The 18172-nt window shown below is 37.3% G+C and carries 18 protein-coding genes; 11 read left to right on the forward strand and 7 right to left on the reverse strand.

The window, feature by feature from the left end; genetic code table 11:
* The 3 genes from tolA to pal form a co-directional block, all read left to right on the forward strand.
* The coding region (gene tolA / locus F908_RS16315) for a cell envelope integrity protein TolA (RefSeq protein WP_005161234.1) at positions 1–684 on the forward strand (684 nt) is incomplete at its 5' end.
* Positions 685–780: 96 nt separating this feature from the next.
* Positions 781–2064 carry a Tol-Pal system beta propeller repeat protein TolB gene (gene tolB / locus F908_RS10055; RefSeq protein WP_005161248.1) on the forward strand — a complete coding sequence of 428 codons (1284 nt, stop codon included), beginning with the start codon at positions 781–783 and terminating at the stop codon, positions 2062–2064.
* A gap of 22 nt (positions 2065–2086) precedes the next feature.
* Entirely contained in the window at positions 2087–2656 is a 570-nt protein-coding gene (gene pal / locus F908_RS10060) for a peptidoglycan-associated lipoprotein Pal (RefSeq protein WP_005161251.1), read from the forward strand.
* Between the two features lie 50 nt (positions 2657–2706).
* On the opposite strand, the gene F908_RS10065 is transcribed toward pal, so the two are convergent.
* Positions 2707–2892 (reverse strand): NF038105 family protein, encoded by a 186-nt coding sequence (locus F908_RS10065; RefSeq protein WP_005161254.1) that lies wholly within the window; start codon positions 2890–2892, stop codon positions 2707–2709.
* A gap of 177 nt (positions 2893–3069) precedes the next feature.
* Here F908_RS10065 and F908_RS10070 point away from each other — a divergent pair, with 177 nt between their 5' ends.
* From F908_RS10070 to F908_RS10090, 5 genes are all read left to right on the forward strand, one after another.
* Positions 3070–4041, forward strand: a complete 972-nt coding sequence (locus F908_RS10070) for a class 1 fructose-bisphosphatase (RefSeq protein WP_005161257.1) — start codon at positions 3070–3072, stop codon at positions 4039–4041.
* Between the two features lie 59 nt (positions 4042–4100).
* Positions 4101–4877, forward strand: coding sequence for a TrmH family RNA methyltransferase (locus F908_RS10075; RefSeq protein ID WP_005161260.1), 777 nt, complete (start codon positions 4101–4103; stop codon positions 4875–4877).
* Positions 4878–5033: 156 nt separating this feature from the next.
* A complete protein-coding gene (locus F908_RS10080; protein ID WP_005161262.1) occupies positions 5034–5645 on the forward strand; it encodes an RNA polymerase sigma factor in 612 nt (203 codons plus the stop codon).
* Positions 5638–5961: a hypothetical protein gene (locus F908_RS10085; RefSeq protein WP_005161264.1), complete on the forward strand. Its 324-nt coding sequence runs from the start codon at positions 5638–5640 to the stop codon at positions 5959–5961. Before F908_RS10080 ends, F908_RS10085 begins: the two co-directional genes overlap by 8 nt.
* Positions 5951–6340, forward strand: a complete 390-nt coding sequence (locus F908_RS10090) for a DUF3106 domain-containing protein (RefSeq protein WP_005161265.1) — start codon at positions 5951–5953, stop codon at positions 6338–6340. The genes F908_RS10085 and F908_RS10090 overlap by 11 nt, the downstream gene beginning before the upstream one ends.
* Before the next feature lie 95 nt (positions 6341–6435).
* Here F908_RS10090 and F908_RS10095 read toward each other — a convergent pair whose 3' ends face one another.
* From F908_RS10095 to cxpE, 4 genes are all read right to left on the reverse strand, one after another.
* The gene (locus F908_RS10095) at positions 6436–8907 is read right to left on the reverse strand and encodes a hypothetical protein (RefSeq protein ID WP_005161266.1); all 2472 of its coding nucleotides are present in this window, start codon (positions 8905–8907) and stop codon (positions 6436–6438) included.
* An 18-nt stretch (positions 8908–8925) separates the two neighbouring features.
* Positions 8926–10773, reverse strand: coding sequence for a rhombotarget A (gene rbtA / locus F908_RS10100; RefSeq protein ID WP_005161268.1), 1848 nt, complete (start codon positions 10771–10773; stop codon positions 8926–8928).
* Positions 10774–10888: 115 nt separating this feature from the next.
* A complete protein-coding gene (hda, locus tag F908_RS10105; protein ID WP_004661138.1) occupies positions 10889–11584 on the reverse strand; it encodes a DnaA regulatory inactivator Hda in 696 nt (231 codons plus the stop codon).
* Positions 11585–11604: 20 nt separating this feature from the next.
* Entirely contained in the window at positions 11605–12798 is a 1194-nt protein-coding gene (gene cxpE, locus F908_RS10110) for a chloramphenicol efflux transporter CxpE (protein ID WP_005161270.1), read from the reverse strand.
* Between the two features lie 134 nt (positions 12799–12932).
* Here cxpE and purM point away from each other — a divergent pair, with 134 nt between their 5' ends.
* Positions 12933–14003 (forward strand): phosphoribosylformylglycinamidine cyclo-ligase, encoded by a 1071-nt coding sequence (gene purM / locus F908_RS10115; RefSeq protein ID WP_004661134.1) that lies wholly within the window; start codon positions 12933–12935, stop codon positions 14001–14003.
* Complete coding sequence (gene purN / locus F908_RS10120; protein WP_171063585.1) at positions 14000–14629, forward strand: phosphoribosylglycinamide formyltransferase; 630 nt, start codon at positions 14000–14002, stop codon at positions 14627–14629. Before purM ends, purN begins: the two co-directional genes overlap by 4 nt.
* Positions 14630–15127: 498 nt before the next feature.
* On the opposite strand, the gene F908_RS10125 is transcribed toward purN, so the two are convergent.
* Positions 15128–15922, reverse strand: coding sequence for an alpha/beta fold hydrolase (locus tag F908_RS10125; RefSeq protein WP_005161279.1), 795 nt, complete (start codon positions 15920–15922; stop codon positions 15128–15130).
* 136 nt (positions 15923–16058) lie between these two features.
* Positions 16059–17081, reverse strand: a complete 1023-nt coding sequence (gene sppA, locus F908_RS10130) for a signal peptide peptidase SppA (RefSeq protein ID WP_005161282.1) — start codon at positions 17079–17081, stop codon at positions 16059–16061.
* 138 nt (positions 17082–17219) lie between these two features.
* On the opposite strand from sppA, the gene F908_RS10135 reads away from it, so the two are divergent.
* The gene (locus F908_RS10135) at positions 17220–18170 is read left to right on the forward strand and encodes a lysophospholipid acyltransferase family protein (protein ID WP_005161285.1); all 951 of its coding nucleotides are present in this window, start codon (positions 17220–17222) and stop codon (positions 18168–18170) included.
* The last annotated feature ends 2 nt before the right edge of the window (positions 18171–18172 follow it).

The raw sequence follows: 18172 nt of genomic DNA on the forward strand, positions 1-18172 counted from the left end.
GATAAAGCTGCTAAAGACAAAGCCGCTGCTGATAAAGCTGCTAAAGACAAAGCCGCTGCTGATAAAGCTGCAAAAGACAAGGCCGCTGCTGATAAAGCAGCTAAAGACAAAGCCGCTGCCGATAAAGCTGCGAAAGACAAGGCCGCTGCTGATAAAGCTGCAAAAGACAAAGCCACTGCCGATAAAGCTGCAAAAGACAAAGCTGCTGCCGATAAAGCTGCGAAAGACAAAGCCGCTGCTGACAAAGCATCAAAAGACAAAGCTGCCGCTGATAAAGCTGCAAAAGACAAAGCCGCTGCTGATAAAGCTGCAAAAGATAAAGCAGATGCCGAAAGAGCCGAAGCAGATGCAAAAGCCGCTGCTGCTAAAAAGGCAGAGCAAGAGGCAGCTCAGAAAAAGGCAGATTCGAAAAAAATTGCTTCGACTGCCAAACGTGATTTCACAAATAAAATTGAAAGAGCTTGGAATGTCCCTTCTGGTTCAACAGGACAAAAAGCAACAGCCCGTGTAACACTTAGTGATAGTGGTGCTGTTTTATCTGTGATTGTAAATTCTAGTGATCCCGATGTAAAAGCAAGTGTAGAAGCCGCTGTTCGAGCCGCTGCTCCTTACCCTATGCCAGATGACCCTGATGCACGCCGTGAAGCAAGAAGCTTTACTTCTAGCTTTACTGCAAAACAGTAATGAATAGTTAACGTTACATGCTTTTAATAGAACAAAGCCTGTAACTATGTTAAATAATCAACAGCCACAAAAATACGAACATAAGTAATTGTAACTATGGACAAGACTCGTAAACACCTCATCTCCTTAGCAGTTTTGACTGCTATTAGCGCAATTGTTCCAACAGCAACTTTTGCACAACTTCACCTTGAAATTGCAAAAGCACCCGAACAAGCGCCAAAAATTGCAATTATCCCTTTTACAAATGACAGTGCGATTTATCCAATCATTGAAAATGATTTAAATCGTTCAGGTCGATTTACAAGTGCATCGCAAAACTTACCTGCAACTGCAAGCATCAACCAAATCCAAGCTGGTGATTGGCAAAATGCTGGTGTGCCATATGTGGTGGTTGGTCAAATTAAAACCATCGATGCGAATACATTTGAAATCCATTACCAACTCTATGATGTACAAAAACAACAATACTTATTAAATGAAGTGCTGACTGTACCAAGCTCTCGTGTTCGTCAAGCTGGGCATATGATCAGTGATGCGATATATCAAGCACTGACTGGTATTGCGGGTGATTTTAGCGGTCGTATTGCCTATGTATTACGCAATCCAGAAACCCCTGCTCAACGCTATACATTACAAATTGCTGATACGGATGGCGAACAACCTAAAACGGTACTGTCATCACGAGATCCAATCCTTTCTCCAACATGGGCACCTGACGCTAAAAAAATTGCTTATGTCTCTTTCGAAACTAAACGTCCTGCAATTTACATTCAGGATTTAGCAACGGGTCAACGTGAGGTTTTAGCGAGCTTCAAAGGCTTAAATGGTGCACCAAGCTTCTCGCCCGATGGGCAATCTATGTTGTTCACAGCATCTATGCATGGTAATCCTGAAATTTATCAGATGAATTTAAATACGCGCCAACTACAGCGTATGACCAATGACTCAGCGATTGATACCGAAGCACGTTATGCACCTGATGGAAAATCATTTATTTTCACCTCAGATCGTGGCGGTTCTCCTCAAATTTATCGCTACAGTTTTGATGATAGTTCAGTTAAACGCCTTACCTTCAAAGGTGCATTTAATGCACGCGGCACGTTAAGTGCTGACGGTAAAAAAATTGCTTTAGTTCATCGACCAAGTGGCAGTAATTACAAAGTCGCATTACAAGATATTAATACAGGGATCACTAATATATTGACACCAACCAGTCTGGATGAGTCACCAAGTTTCTCTCCGAATGGGCAGATGGTTGTTTATGCAACACGTGAAGGTAACCGCGGCTTACTCTCTATTATGTCTACAGATGGTCGTTTCCGTATGAATTTACCAAGCGAACAAGGTGAAGTCCGTGAACCCGCTTGGGCACCAAAATAAATTTGATTGATTGGAGAATCACATGAATATTAAATACCTAACAGTTCCACTCTTAGCTGCGACGATTGCTTTCACGGGTTGTGCGAGTCGTAAACCTGCTGCTGAAATCACAGCAGGCAATACAGCACCTAATACGTCAACCACGGTAAGCACTGACGGACTAAGTGAAGATGCTGCATTAAATGCACAGAACTTGGCTGGCGCTTCATCAAAAGGGGTAACTGCTGCGAACAAAACATTTTTAGCGAAACGTGTTGTTCACTTTGATTACGATAGCAGCGATCTATCAAATGATGACTATCAAACACTTCAAGCACATGCACAGTTCCTCGTTGCAAATGCCAATTCTCGGGTGGCATTGACAGGTCACACGGATGAACGTGGTACGCGTGAATACAATATGGCTTTAGGTGAGCGTCGTGCAAAAGCGGTCGAAAGTTTCTTGATTACCAATGGTGTCAACCCACAGCAGTTAGAAGCCGTGAGCTACGGTAAAGAAGCACCTGTAAACCCGGGTCATGACGAAGCAGCGTGGAAAGAAAATCGTCGCGTAGAAATTAATTATGAAGCAGTGCCACCATTATTAAAATAATGTTCGGATTTGCAATAAAAATGCTCACAATGTGAGCATTTTTATTTTGATTAAGATGAAGATTTTTGCTTCGACTGAGGTTGCATCGACTCAATCATATCGTGCTTATTAAATTCTTTATACTCAGGCTTCGCTTCATACTCTTTCCAAGCATCTTTCACACTTTCTTTCGAAATCGTATCTAAGCTAATCGATTCACTTGGCGTAGGGGTAGCTTCAAAATTTTTGGTTGACATCGTTCCTCTCCAAACTTCCTGTCTAGTATGCAATCAACATAGCATGTAATAGAATGCTTGTAATCACAAAAGCAACATAAATAAATTAAGATAATTTTTATTTTTCGAGCGATCTCATCTAGAATAGCGACATTCTTTTTATCAATTTTTGATGCGGCTAAATCGGAGCAATTCAATATGTCAAACCTTACATTATCCCAATATTTAGAACAACAAAAAGGGAATTTGACACCAGAATTGGCACAAGTCATTGAAACAATCGCGGCAACATGCCAAACCATTGACCAAGCACTACAAAAAGGCGCTTTAGCTGGTATTTTAGGCAGTGCTGGCAACGAAAATGTACAAGGTGAAACTCAAAAGAAATTAGATGTCATTTCTAACGACTATCTTATTGATGCATTAAAAGCGCATCCGCAAGTAGGTGGATTAGCTTCTGAAGAATTGGATGATTTCACACCTGCCCAAGAAAATGGCAAATATTTAGTGTTATTCGATCCACTCGATGGTTCAAGCAACATCGACATCAACATGTGTGTTGGCACAATTTTCTCTATTCTTCCCGCTAAAAATGCAGTCACTCAATCTGCAGATTTTATGCAAGCGGGTACTGAGCAAGTGGCGGCTGGTTATGTGCTTTATGGTCCTTCGACCATGTTAGCGCTTACCGTAGGTGCAGGTGTTGTATTCTTTACTTTCGATCCAACCACTCAAACCTTCCTACTTACTACGGATCAAGTACAAGTTTCAGTAGATACACAAGAATTCGCTATCAACTCATCAAATCAACGTCATTGGGAAAATCCAGTGAAACGCTATATTGACGAACTTTTAGCGGGTAAAACATCAGTCCGTGAAAAAGATTTCAATATGCGTTGGGTTGCATGCATGGTGGGTGATATTCACCGCATCTTATGCCGTGGCGGCATCTTCCTCTACCCTTATGATCTCAAAGATCCTAAAAAAGCAGGTCGTTTGCGTTTAATGTATGAAGCAAATCCAATGAGCATGTTAATTGAACAAGCTGGTGGTGCCTCTACGACAGGACGTGTTCGCATTATGGATATTCAACCAACAGAATTACACCAACGTGTTCCTGTTATAATTGGCTCTAAAAATGAAGTGGAACGCGTAACAAGCTACCACTAATTACTTTTATATTCAGGGCATTATTATCATCTTATAATGCCCTTTTGGATCTTTATATTATGGCTGTTATTTTTCTAGAATCAAAAGACAATGCAAAAATCAAACATTTGCGTGGGCTGATCGAACTCAATAGTGCTCGAAAGAAACATCAGCAAACTGTTCTAGAAGGTACTCATCTGTGTTTAGCATGGCTACAACAACATAAAAAAATCTTTTCATTATTTACGACTGAACAAGCTCTCGATCATCCTGAATTACAAAAGGTGATTGAATTACACCAGGGACATATTTTTGTCATTAGTGAAGTACTGTATAAAGATTTAAGTACTTTAGGTACAACTCTGCCTTGTTTAGCAATTGTCGATCTCCCTAAAACATCATTAACAATTGATTTTAAAGCTGATACCTTAATCTTAGAAAATGTGCAAGACCCTGGAAATGTTGGTACGCTATTGCGTTCGGCTGCCGCAGCCAACATTAAGCAAGTAATTTGTACGCAAGGTTCAGCTTCTCTTTGGTCCCCACGTGTATTACGCGCAGGAATGGGTGCCCATTTTAGCGTACATTGTTTTGAGAATTTTCAGTTAACCGACATTCTTCCCAAGTTTCAAATTCCTGTGTTTGTAACGAGTTCACATCGTTCAACCAGCTTGTATAGCAAAGATTTAAAGCAAGCATGTGTTTGGATTTTAGGTAATGAGGGACAAGGTGCAAGTGACTATGCCCTAGAACATGCTCAGGCTGTTACTATTCCTCAACCGGGCGGGCAAGAATCTTTAAATGTTGCCATCGCTGGATCAATTTGCTTTTTTGAAATGGTTCGCCAGCGCCAATAAAACGTTAAATTATTTTAAATACGATTTTTTTAATGAAAAAATCCATTACACTCATAAAATAATTGCTTAAGTTGTCAACGCATCCACCATTTTCAACGTTATATAATTAATGAATTGAAATAATGGTGGGTATCCATGACAGGATTTTCCATCTCTATGGATTTAGCACCGAAACAGGCTCGAACTGAAAATGGTACTGATTGTAGTACTGTTGAACAACGTCTGCGTTTTTTTATGCAAGACGTTACAGGTCGTGCACTTGTGATGATGGAAAGTGCAACTCAGGGACAACAAGGCATTGCAATGGATTTGGTACAAGAAGCCTTTATTTCATTGCATAAATCGTATTCAGATAAAAGTATTGAAGAATGGTATCCATTGTTTTATACCATTTTAAATAACAAATTACAGGATTGGAGGCGCAAAGAAGCACGTCGAGCAACTCCTTTCTCATTATTCAAAAAAATTAGCTTAGACGATGATGAGGAAATTATTGATGCGGTAGATGAATCTACCCCCAATCCATTCGAATTTCTGAACCAAGAAGTCACAATGGATGAAATTCAGGCTGCCATCAACCAATTACCAGTACGTCAACAGCAAGCATTTATGTTAAGAGCTTGGGAAGGTTTTGATACGGCAACCACCGCTCAAATTATGAATTGCAGTGAAGGTAGTGTAAAAACCCATTATCATCGTGCAATCCAAGGGCTTAGAATTGCTTTAGAGCATTTAAATCCACATACGGGAGGGTCATCAAATGAATAAAGATGAGTTCACTAAATCAGTGACTTCCAAACTCGATCAACTAGCAAAAGAGCAACATCACAAAAAAATGTTAGTGATGAACCATGTTCTAGATACTGTTCAAAAGAAACCAACCTCTTATTATAGTCTGTGGAAAATGGGAGGCTTTGCTTTAGCAGCAGCTCTCACTGGTATCGTTGTATTACCAAGCTCTCTACAACTGAACGATAAGCCACAAAGTCAGGTCGTTGTAAATCCAAAACTTTCACCGCAAATGGTTGAAGATATGGAAATGTTGATGGTACTTGGTGAGGATAAAGTTCCACATGGCAGCTAAGAAAATAGCAATTGTTGTGTGTACACTCAGCTTACTTCAAACAAGTTTTGCTGGTTCTGAGCGTTTTTGGGTGTTCTCAAAATCAAATAAACCAACTACAGAAGAAGCTTGGGATGATTTATCTCCAGAAGAACAACGTGTTCTTATTCAACGTTATCAAAGTTTAAAAGAAATTCCAACTGATCAGGGCTCTCAGCTTCAACAAAGAATGGAATGGTTTACTCAGCTTCCAGAAGATGAAAAACAAAAAATGCGTAATGTTTGGCAAAAACTGGGAACTCAGGAACGGAACACTTTGCGTAAACGTATGCAAAATGCCAGTGCCGAAGATAAAGTGAACATCCGTGAAGAATATTTAAGCAAATATTCTGAACACTAATTACTTTTAAATATTACTCTTTAGTTGTATACATTTAATTTATAATTTGAACATATAAAAAAGAGCGCTTTAAAAGCGCTCTTTTTTATTCAATCTTATTTTTTATAACGACGATATGCTAGTAAACCCAACAAACCTAATGCAGAGAAGATACCCATACTTCCTCCGCCGCTTTTCGCAGGTCGAGAATCATCCGAGGTAGTTGCTGTACTAATCACGTTTACAGTTGCTAAATTTGAAAGTTTTGGTGTTTCATCATTATCATAAACTTGATAATTAAACGAATAATTAAATGGATTAAAAGTATTTACTTCTTGAATATAAATATTTCCACCATAACACGTTTCTTTTTGATCAGGCGGAGGACATTTACCTTTACGATCAGCAGTAACTATTAGATTTTTTGTTGGGACATTCGATAATCTTATCGGTAATTCTAACCCATCTTCATTTATCCAAAAGTCTGACTTATTAGGTTTTGTTTCAGGACCTTTACCACCTGGGCCTGTATCACCTGCATCGTTAGCTAGTTCTAAAAGATTCAATTTTGCGATTTCTTTTTGCTGATACTTTAATGTCACAGATGTATCTTTAGCTTCAGGTGCTTGATTTGTAAATGAGGCCTTAATTAAACCTTTTGTTTGTATTGTATGATCATTTTTATATGTGATGGTATAACTACACAAAGCTTGTTCACCATCTTGTGTAATCGTATCATCTTTTCTATATACAACAATTTGTTGAATCTCAGGGACCCAAGTACATACTAAATTGCTATCTTCACGAGAATTTAGTTGACCATTAACAACTGAACCAACCCCAACCGTATCAACTTTAATATCATATAATTCTGGGCTGAAAAAATCTAAATGATGACTATCATCTTCGTGTGGTAATGGAAGTTGAAATGATTGTAAGTCAATATAAATAGCCCGATATTTTAAATTTTCTTTTTTATCATAATATTCAACCAATTTTTTATATGGTTCTAATCGGTATTTATAGTAGGTAAGATATTCTGGATCATTTGGGTTTTTAACTAGATTATCAAAAAAATCATTCTGAACCTTATAATTACTTATTAATTGACTCAATGATCGATTAGTAATACTGTCAATATCACCTGCAGTTAATTTCATCAATTCTACAGAACCAATATCACATGTATTTTTTGCTTCCGGCTGATAAAATAATACTCCATCAGCAAGACGAGCTAATCCTCTTTGGTCATATTCACTACAACCAGTTGTACCTTCACCACTTACATTCACTAAATCCTGCTTATCGACTCCTGCTTGTGTTATTCTTTTTGGATAATACATTGGTAAAAAAGCAGTATATTGAGATGCTGGGGCCATTGAACTTAATACAGTATCCATAGGAACATTGGTTAAATCAATGTTTGTTGTATTATCTTTATATACCTCTGCGGGTAAATCACATTTGCCATTATTTAATAATGAAAATGCATTATAGATAGCACCAATTCCCACATTCTCTTCTTTTGAAGCATCACCCAACAAATAACGACAAGAATATGCTCCTGAATTATAAGCAATTATATTAAAAAGCAAAGTCTTTATACCAATCTTATCATATAGAAAAGTTGTATATGCTTTATTTTCTACAATAGTGTTACTTGTTAGTGCTAATGCACTACCGCTACTTAATATTGTTGAATTGTTTTGATCTTCAGATCCAGCTTTTGTATCACCACTAAATTTTATTAAATTTCCTTTGACAGAGTTAGCGGTATTCTGAGCAATCGTATTTGCTTCCAATTCTGCTTTAGGTAGACCACAGAACTCCATCATACTTAATGAAGTATCCGATCCATTTTTTATCAGACTACTTGCTGTAAAACTTATATTTCTTTCCGAATATAGATTATCATTCTTACAAGCCATTGCAATTACACTACCAATTGTAGCGTCATTACCTTCAAATAAACTTTTAGAAATTGTAGCCGAAGCAGCTATTCCAGCTAGATAAATTGCCCCACCTGCACCAGTAGTTGCTTTAGAGTTTAATACCTTAATACTTTGCAAGGTAATATTTGCACCAGCATAAATTGCACCACCATTTCCCTGATTAGGCGCAACACCATTCGCAAGTATTAAATTCGTTAAAGTTAAAGGGTTCTTACCAGCAGTTGTATTAAAAATTCGAGAATTCTCTGCTTTGATAGTAGTCTTAATTTCAACTTGTGCAGGATATTGATTTGACACATCATTAATTAGAACATTTTTTTCATTCCAATTAGCTGGGGCTGCTCCCCATATTCTCACTTCTGAGTCAGGTGTTAATTCACTTTTTAACGTATATTCACCCGCTTCTAATTGGATATCTTGAGTATTAGAATAAATATCTGCAACAACACAACCATGTGCAGATACACGCGTTTTTGCAACCTCTAAGGCTTCTCTGATTGAACAAAGAGAATCTTCTTTATTTTCATCATTAAAGGTAGTCACTTTAATTGGTGCTGTTGCACTATTTGTTGCAGCTAACAATGGCATAGCTGAAACAACCATTAACGCTAATAAGGTTTTCTTATAATTTTTCATCTCATTTATCATCCTTGATTATGATTTAAAACGTCTCAATCCAATTAAACCAAACACCATTAAGATCCATCCAAAATCCATGCTGCCAACATTTACAGTTTTACTTTGAAAATTATTTGGCGGATCTTGGACAATTGTCGTAGGAATATCAATATAATAATTTGAAGGGTCATTAAGCCTAGTGATTGTAGTGATTACACGGATATTAAATTTATCTGCACCATGCCAATTACCATTTGGCACATAGACAATATTCCCTTTTGAATCTATTGTTAATTTACCTTTTGACTTTGTTTCAGTCTGTTCAATATTAAGACAACCTGATTGCCATGGTAATCCGTTAGCATCTGTATCACTCTTAAATATTATTTTACACGCCTCAGGATCAACTAATTCACCATCCAATAAACTATTCGCAATACTAAACTTTGCGATTTGTCCATATAGAATATCTTGCCCAGCAATTTCTACATCATTACGATTTACTACCAACTCAATCGCACCTAGATCACATAGTTCACTATAAACACTGCGCGCTTTACCTCGTTGATCAGAAGTTTCACAACTAATAGCTCCCTTGTTTGTCCCATCGCTAAAAATCCTCCCCTTATTAATGATTAGAGAGTCAGACAATGAATTATAAGAAGTTAATAATCTTGGTTGAAAAAAACCTAACATTTGATCTTTGGGAGTCGTATAAGGACATAATAATCCTTTGTCCTGAGGTAAATCACAATCCCCCTCCACTTGTCCACCTGCAATCAAATCAGTGTTTAATAGAAAATTTGGCAGTCCAGCGGGTGCATTACGATTGCAATCCACCTCTGTCAAATTACTTTGAATAACCGAAGAATCATTACTATCTGCAACACAGTTTTTATTATTTTTAGCTATGATACTATTTGAAATAAACGCACCATTCTCTAATTCAGCAGGTTTTGTGTCAGTAGCAGGGGTTGAAATCCATTTCGGAGCTTGCAAATATAGTCCAGCATCATTATAAATCATCGTAATATTATTGATGACCATTCCCCCTCGAATATTTGCTACATAGCCTCCCTTATTATTAAAAATGGTTGAATTTCTGAGTCCAAAAACTCTCAACAAGAGTGCATTCGAGATTGCGGTATCACTATAAGCATTTTGTACATATAAAATACTTCCATTTGCTTTTACTTCATTATTCTTTATCACTGATTGAGTAATAATATAACGAGGAACCTCACTATAAATGACCGCCCCCTGATCAGCTTTATTACCTTCAAAAATAGTATTACTTACACTAACAACACCTGCAGTTTTCTTGTCAGATAGTAAACCTTTATTATAAATAGCACCGCCTAAACTTGCATTACCATCCATCAATCTAGAGTATTGAATTGTTAATATTTCACGATTTAGAATCAAGCCACCTTCGACTACTTTCTGCGATGACCCTTTAAGATTCAGCTCTTTTAAGCCCACTGATAAAAGTTCATTTTCTACATTATTATCATCTATAATAAAAACACTTTCCGAACCCAACATTTTAATAGTAGCATTATTTAAACCTTGCTTATTATCATTAAAATCAGTACTGGAAGCAGTATTAATAGTCATCGATGCTTTAATTTGTATTGCCTTATTTAGAGTGTACTCTTTATCACGTTCTAGAATAATAATCGATGAAGCATCCTTATTACCACAACCATGATAACCGTTTTCAAATTCTTTTTGAGCACGATTATTTAAGAATGTTACAGCTTCACGTAATGAACAAACGGTATCATCTTTGTCTTCATCAACTAATGTTGTAACTTGAATATCCGCAGAATATACATGTCCAGTAATCGCAAATAAAGCGCAGGCAAGCGTCCGTTTGAGCATACCGTTCTCCTTCTATTTTCATTTTTCTTAGTATTGCAAACTACAAATTTGCAACCACATTCCTTTGTGCGTACTTTGTCATAGCTGTCAAAATTACTCAAGAAATTTTATGCGATTAGTGATATTCATCAATCAGAGCAAAAATTTGCTTAATCGTCGTATTTGAGAGCTTTGTTTTCTCACCTTTCAACATCTTTTCAAGTTGGGCAAGTGTCTGTAATAAAATGGAAGCTTGATGTGGCCCATTACTCAACAAATAATCAATAATTTGTTGGTCAAAATGAATTCCTCGCCTCGTCATAACAGAGTGTAATAAAGCCTGTCGATCTGTATATGAGCTTCCATTTGGCACTTTGACACTGACCGCTTGAGTCAGTCTCGACTGTAAGTCAGGTAATTCTAATTTTAATTCTATCGGTGCTACACGAGATGAAAAGACCAGTTGTCCCTCATGATTATTCATTAAATGAAAAACAGCTTTTTGCCAATGAGGTACACCACTAATTGCATCAATATCATCTAATGCCACTAAATCATAAAACTCTAATGAAGTAATCGCTTCAATTGGTGCATCTAATAATTCTAATAATGAGACTTTTATTGCACGACGACCCAATTCCAAATATGAATCACAAATTGCAGAGAGTAAATGGCTTTTACCAGTACCAGCACCGCCATAAACATAAAAGCGATTTACCAGTCCAGTATGTAACTGTCGTATCGCATCAACTACATGACCCCACCCTGGCCCCGAAAAATCGCTAATTCGCGCATCGAGCTGTGGTTCTATATCGAGTTGTAGTTGACGCATATCGTTAATTTGTTCCTCAATTACTTTAGATCATTTGAATGTGAAGTTTCGCTATCTTGAGAGTTTTTAATCTCAATATCAAGTTCTACATCACCAGCATCCACATTTATACGTTGAATTTCACCATGTTGAATACTGACCTCAATTGGAGATCCGTAAAATCGACTTTTTTCGTAATTATCTCTTGCGTGTTTAAGTAACACGACGATAACAGCCGCTACAGGCAAAGCAATCAGCATCCCTAAAAAACCACCCAGTTGAGCACCAGCTAGTACCGCAAATACAACAGCAACAGGAGATAGACCAATTTTGTCACCAAGTAAGAAAGGCTGCAAAATATATCCTTCCACCATTTGCCCAATCATAAATACAATACCCACTAAAAGTAACTGCATCCAATCAAGACCAAACTGGAATAATGAAGCAATCACGGCTGCGATAATACCAACACCAAAGCCTAGATAAGGGATAATACTGGCCAAACCAGCAATCATTCCAATAATTAAACCCACTTCTAAACCAATGATTTGCAGGCCAACGGCATACACTATTCCTAATAGCAGCATTACGAGGAACTGACCTTTAACAAACGCTCCAAGCACGCTATGACATTCACGAACAATGACTAAAGTTGATTCTTCATATGGACGAGGTATTAAACGACGCATACTTTGCAACATTCTTTCCCAATCAAGTAAGAAATAGAATGAAATGATAGGAATCAAAATAAATACGCCACCTAATTGAATAAAATTCAAACCAGATTGTGCTAAACGTAAAGCCATGGCTTGAATACTATCTGCACTGTAATTCGTTTGAATGTATTCCATAATTGCTTTAGAAATCTGTTCTGTATCCAACTCCATTGGAACAACATTAAAAGTATGGGATACCCAAGGTAGAAATGTCGCATTTACCCAATGTATACCTGCTGGAATACTATCTCGCGCATAGATTAATTGCTTCCAAACCAATGGGACAAGGAACCATAAAACAACTGTTAAGGTTACGCCAATCCCAACAAAGACGAGACTGATCGCCAACCAGCGAGGTAATTTAATTTTTACAAGGACATCTACAAGGGGACTAAAGAGATAGGCAATAAAAAAAGCGCCAACAAATGGTAATACAACTGGTTTTAATAGATACAACACCCAAAGTAGTAATGCGAGTCCTGCGAGGATAAAGATACGACGTAGTACCTGATCTTGCATAAAATCTAGCCTTTTTTCGTGTAATCGTTATAAATGGGAAAAAAATTTAATTAAAGATAGCATTTTCGAGCATAAATAACATAAGAGTTTCGTATATTCAGGTTATAATCTGCCGCCAATGCGGAGACTTCACTATGAGCAACTCAACTTCTACCCCAAATACTGGTTTAAGCTATAAAGATGCGGGCGTCGACATTGAAGCGGGCGACGCACTGGTCGATCGTATCAAATCTGTCGCTAAGCGTACCACTCGTCCGGAAGTCATGGGCGGTTTAGGTGGTTTTGGCGCACTATGCAAAATTCCAAAAGGCTATGAAGAACCTGTATTGGTTTCTGGCACAGACGGCGTAGGTACAAAATTACGTTTAGCGTTAAATCTAAATCGTCACGACACGATTGGTCAAGATCTTGTTGCAATGTGTGTAAACGATTTACTTGTTTGTGGTGCTGAACCATTATTTTTCCTAGACTACTATGCAACAGGTCATTTGAATGTTGATGTTGCAGCAAATGTAGTAACGGGTATTGGTAAAGGTTGTGAACTTGCTGGCTGTGCACTTGTTGGTGGTGAAACTGCTGAAATGCCAGGTATGTATGAAGGCGAAGATTACGATCTTGCTGGTTTCGCTGTTGGTGTAGTTGAGCATAGTAAAATTATTGATGGCACTAAAGTAAAATCTGGTGATGTACTTATCGGGGTTGCATCAAGTGGTGCGCACTCTAATGGTTACTCATTACTACGCAAAATTTTAGATGTTAAGAACGTTGATTTAACTCAAATCGTTGATGGTCGCCCACTTGCAGATGTTGCAATGGAACCAACACGTATTTATGTAAAACCAGTACTTGAACTTTGCAAACAAGTTGATGTTCATGCTATGGCTCACATCACGGGTGGTGGGTTACCGGGTAACTTACCGCGTGTTCTTCCGAATGGCGCTCAAGCTGTAATTGACGAGTCAAGCTGGGAATGGTCTGAATTATTCCAGTTGTTACAACGTGAAGGTAATGTAGAACGCTTTGAAATGTATCGTACATTTAACTGTGGCGTTGGCATGGTAATCGCTGTTGATGCAAGCGAAGCTGATAAAGCCATTGATGTATTAAATACTCAAGGCGAAAAAGCATGGAAAATTGGTTATATCCAAGAAAATGCTGAATCAGTTGAAGGTGCAGACGAAAAAATTCGCGTGATCTTTGCATAATGAGAATTGCTGTCCTTGTCTCAGGCAACGGTAGCAACTTACAGGCCCTGATAGATGCAAATCTGTCAGGGCAAATCATTGGTGTTCTATCAAATAAAGCTGATGCATATGCATTGCAGCGTGCTGAGAAAGCCAATATTGCAACCGCTGTTATTTCACATAAAGATTATCCGAATCGAGAAAGCTTTGACGATGCTATGCATCAGCAATTGCTTGCTTGGGAAATTGACTTAGTTATCCTTGCAGGTTTTATGCGTATTTTAACGCCAAACTTTGTCAGTCAATGGCAAGGTAAAATGTTAAATATTCACCCTTCTCTGCTGCCTTTTTATAAAGGAATTAATACACATCAACGTGTATTAAATACTGGAGATCGCTTGCATGGTTGTACCGTTCATTTTGTCACTGCTGAACTAGATGCTGGACAAAGTATAGCGCAATCCGCCATTCAAGTGAGTTTGCATGATAATGTAGAAAGCCTAGCACAACGTGTGCATGAGCTTGAACACTTCATCTACCCTCAGGTTGCAGAATGGTTATGTAATGGTCAACTCACTTGGACAAATGGTCAAGCATATTTCAATAAAAAACCTTTAGAACGACCAATTCAATTTGCTCAATTCTAAAAATAAAACACATCTTCGGATGTGTTTTTTATAATTCAATTTTTAAATTTTCACTGTTTTTCTATATAAGGATAATGAAGATAAATTGAAGCATAATAGATTTAGAGGAAGACCAATTTCCCAAAAGTAATACAAATCAATCGGAATAATAAAAAAATAAACACACCACTTAAAATATTTTTCAAATTGTTGTTGCGAAAGCAAAAATAAGGCTAAGATTGGAAGAACATCTACAATTAAGAATAAGTAAATGTAAGGGTGTTGAACCAAGCGCCAACAGAGGTGTTCAAACTTAGCCATAACAATTGTTGGTTATTTTGATAATAAAAATATTCTATCCCATAGAAAAATAGAATACCTAACATGTATACAGCTACACCATAAGTTTTCCATCGTTCTTCTTTATAAATTATTTGAATAAAGTGTATTTCTTATTGTCCATTAATTCAACCAAGTTTTGATCACCTGATACTTGGTTGAATTTCGTATTTTTTTAGCTTATTTATCAATCAAACTTCTGATTTTTTCCACAGTTTCAGTCGGATGCTCTAATGGGAACATATGTCCACCATTAACAATTGAAAAAGGAATACCCAATTTCCGTTTAGCAACTTGAGGAAGTTTTTCTTTTAAGAACACACTATCACGACCAACAACCAAATGAACAGGTACTCTAGGTTTTGGCATAGGCAACCACCACATCGATGGTGTCGTTCTAAACATTGCAACCTCATCCACTTTCGGGATGGTTAAAGTCACTCCACCCTTCAATGGATCATTGCTCAAAGCATGCTGAATATAAGCTTGGAAGCAATCTGCATCAAAGTGTTGATAAAATCCTCTAGAGCCTAAAAGTTCTGCTGCTTGTTCACGAGACTCCCAATGATCACGGCGACGTACAGATAGACCTGCTGGCGTAATTTTATCGACCAATTTAGGTTGAAAAACTTTAGCAAGATGAAAAGCAAATGATGCTTTACCTATAATAAATGGTGGGTCAAGCATCATCACTTGAGAAAACAACTCAGGACGACGATAAGATGCCATTAGTGTTAATACAGAACCTAACGAGTGTCCCAAGCCAATTACTTTTCGACCTTGTGATTGTTGCACGATACTATCAATGATTTGATCAACTAAATGCCTCCATCCATGTGTAATTGGATAACGTTTATCAGTGCCAATCTCTGCAACATAGATAATGTCATATTGATCTTTTAACTGCTCAAATAGCTTCTGATAAACTTTAGATGGAACACCATTAGCATGTGCAAAATGAATCAAAGGTTTCATAAGCGTTTCTTTCAATTTATATATTGATTGGTCGATTATCTCGCGCTGCAAATGCTTTGCAATTTAAAAGGGAGAACTGCCCAGTTATGTTTAAAAATAAAAAAGGCTGTGAATGATCATAGCCTAGTCTTGATGATTATTGTATTTTTGCATTTTGTTGGGTTTGTAGTTGTGCAGAAAGTGAACTACTAATTCCTTCACCAATCTTTGTACCCATACGTCCTAAAATCGACTCTAAAGGATTGCGTTGAACGGTATAATCTAATTTCTGATCTATTTTAAGATCGCGCATCAATGTTGTAATACTACCACTACGATCTGCAACACCTAATGCAATTGCCTGTTCACCCGTCCAGAATAGACCAGAAAATACCGCAGGATCATTTGACTTTAATCGTTTTCCACGACCTTCTTTGACTGCATTAATAAAATGTGTATGAACATTATCTAAAACAGCTTGCACATGTGCTTGTTGCGCTGGATTAATTGGCTTAGTCATACTTAGAATGTCTTTATTATTACCAGAAGTTAAAGTACGGTCTTCAACACCAAGTTTTTGCGCTAAACCACTCAAACCATAGTTCGGCATAATCACACCGATTGAACCAACCAAACTTGATGGGTTTACAATGATCTCATCTGCAGCAGAAGCAATATAGTAAGCACCCGATGCACCCATATCACCAATCACGGCATAGACTTTTTTATCTGGATGTTGTTTTTTAAGGTAGCGAATCTCTTGCCAAATCTCATCAGATTGCACGGGTGAGCCACCAGGAGAATTAATATTCAATGCAATCGCTTTACTGCCAGTGGCTTCAAATGCACGATTTAATGCTTTATTGGTGTCTTCACTATTGACAGTAGATTGACCACTAGAAGAATCAATAGTTCCAACAATATCAATCACAGCTAAATGATCAGAGCTGACATTCGTATTTGATTTTTCTACAGAAGTTGAGCAGCCTTTGCTCATTGCGATCAATACGATTAATAAATACGCAAAACCTAAGCATTTAAAAAAGATGCTCCAACGTCGACTACGGCGTTGTTCTTCGACAGAAGCCAAAACAGCTTTTTCTAAAATCTGCCATTCTTTGCCTGTCACATTATTGCTATTTGTAGGTTCATTTTGTGGTTTTGGTGGCCAATCGGACATAAGATTCCAATCCAATGTATTGTAAAGTGAATTTATTATATACGTTGATTTATAGAAAACTGTTTAAATAACTTGTTTTAACTTATAATTATTTTATACGTTATACTCTCCTCTTGTAATTTTTTTAATGTTTGATATATGGCACACCCCAAATCAACAAATAGTAATTACCGTCTCATCCAATTTCTGAGTCATCAACCACTCCAATTAGGTCGTTTTATCGCAGGTTTTGTTGCACGATTACTCAATAGTTTCCAGCTTTCTAAACTCTCAAAAATTATACAATTGAATTTACAGATCGCATTTCCTGAAGCATCTCAACAAGAAATAAATCAATTAAAAAAACAAGCAATTAAAAATGAACTAACCTCTTATTTTGAATTTGTGAGCATTTGGGGAGCTTCAAATGAGAAAAATATTCAGCGCATTCACAAAATTCATAATGAGCATTATTTTCACGAAGCCCTCGCAGAGAAAAAAGGACTTGTCCTGATTATGCCTCATTTGGGTACTTGGGAAGTGATGAATGCATGGCTATCCAAACATACTCAAATGACCATCCTTTATAAGCCAGTGAAAAATCCTGATGCTGATCGTTTTGTTCGTGATGCACGTAGCCGTAATCAAGCGAATTTAGTACCCACTGATGAAAGTGGAGTTCGTCAGATTTTTAAAGCATTAAAACAAGGTGGTACAACTGTTATTTTACCTGATCACACCCCTGATCACGGTGGTGAAATGATTAAGTATTTTGGTATTCCCTTGGCATCGAGTAGTTTAAGCGCAAAGTTAATTCAAAAAACAAAAGCACGAACTTTATTCCTTTATGCTTTGAGGAATGACAAAGGTGGATTCGACATGCATATCGAGCGTATCAATCCTCAAATTTATGAAGGCAATGCCGAAGATGGTACGCTTATTATTCATCAGACTTTGGAAAATTTAATCCAACGTCTTCCAATGCATTATCACTGGAGTTATAAACGATTCAGTGCGAACCCTAGCTTACGCAAAATTTATGATATTGACGTCAACGAAGCTTTAGCAAAAGTTGCTGAAGTTCGTCGGCAAGAAAATACTCAACTTTAATC

This window comes from Acinetobacter sp. NIPH 284 (assembly GCF_000369425.1).
Taxonomy (GTDB): domain Bacteria; phylum Pseudomonadota; class Gammaproteobacteria; order Pseudomonadales; family Moraxellaceae; genus Acinetobacter.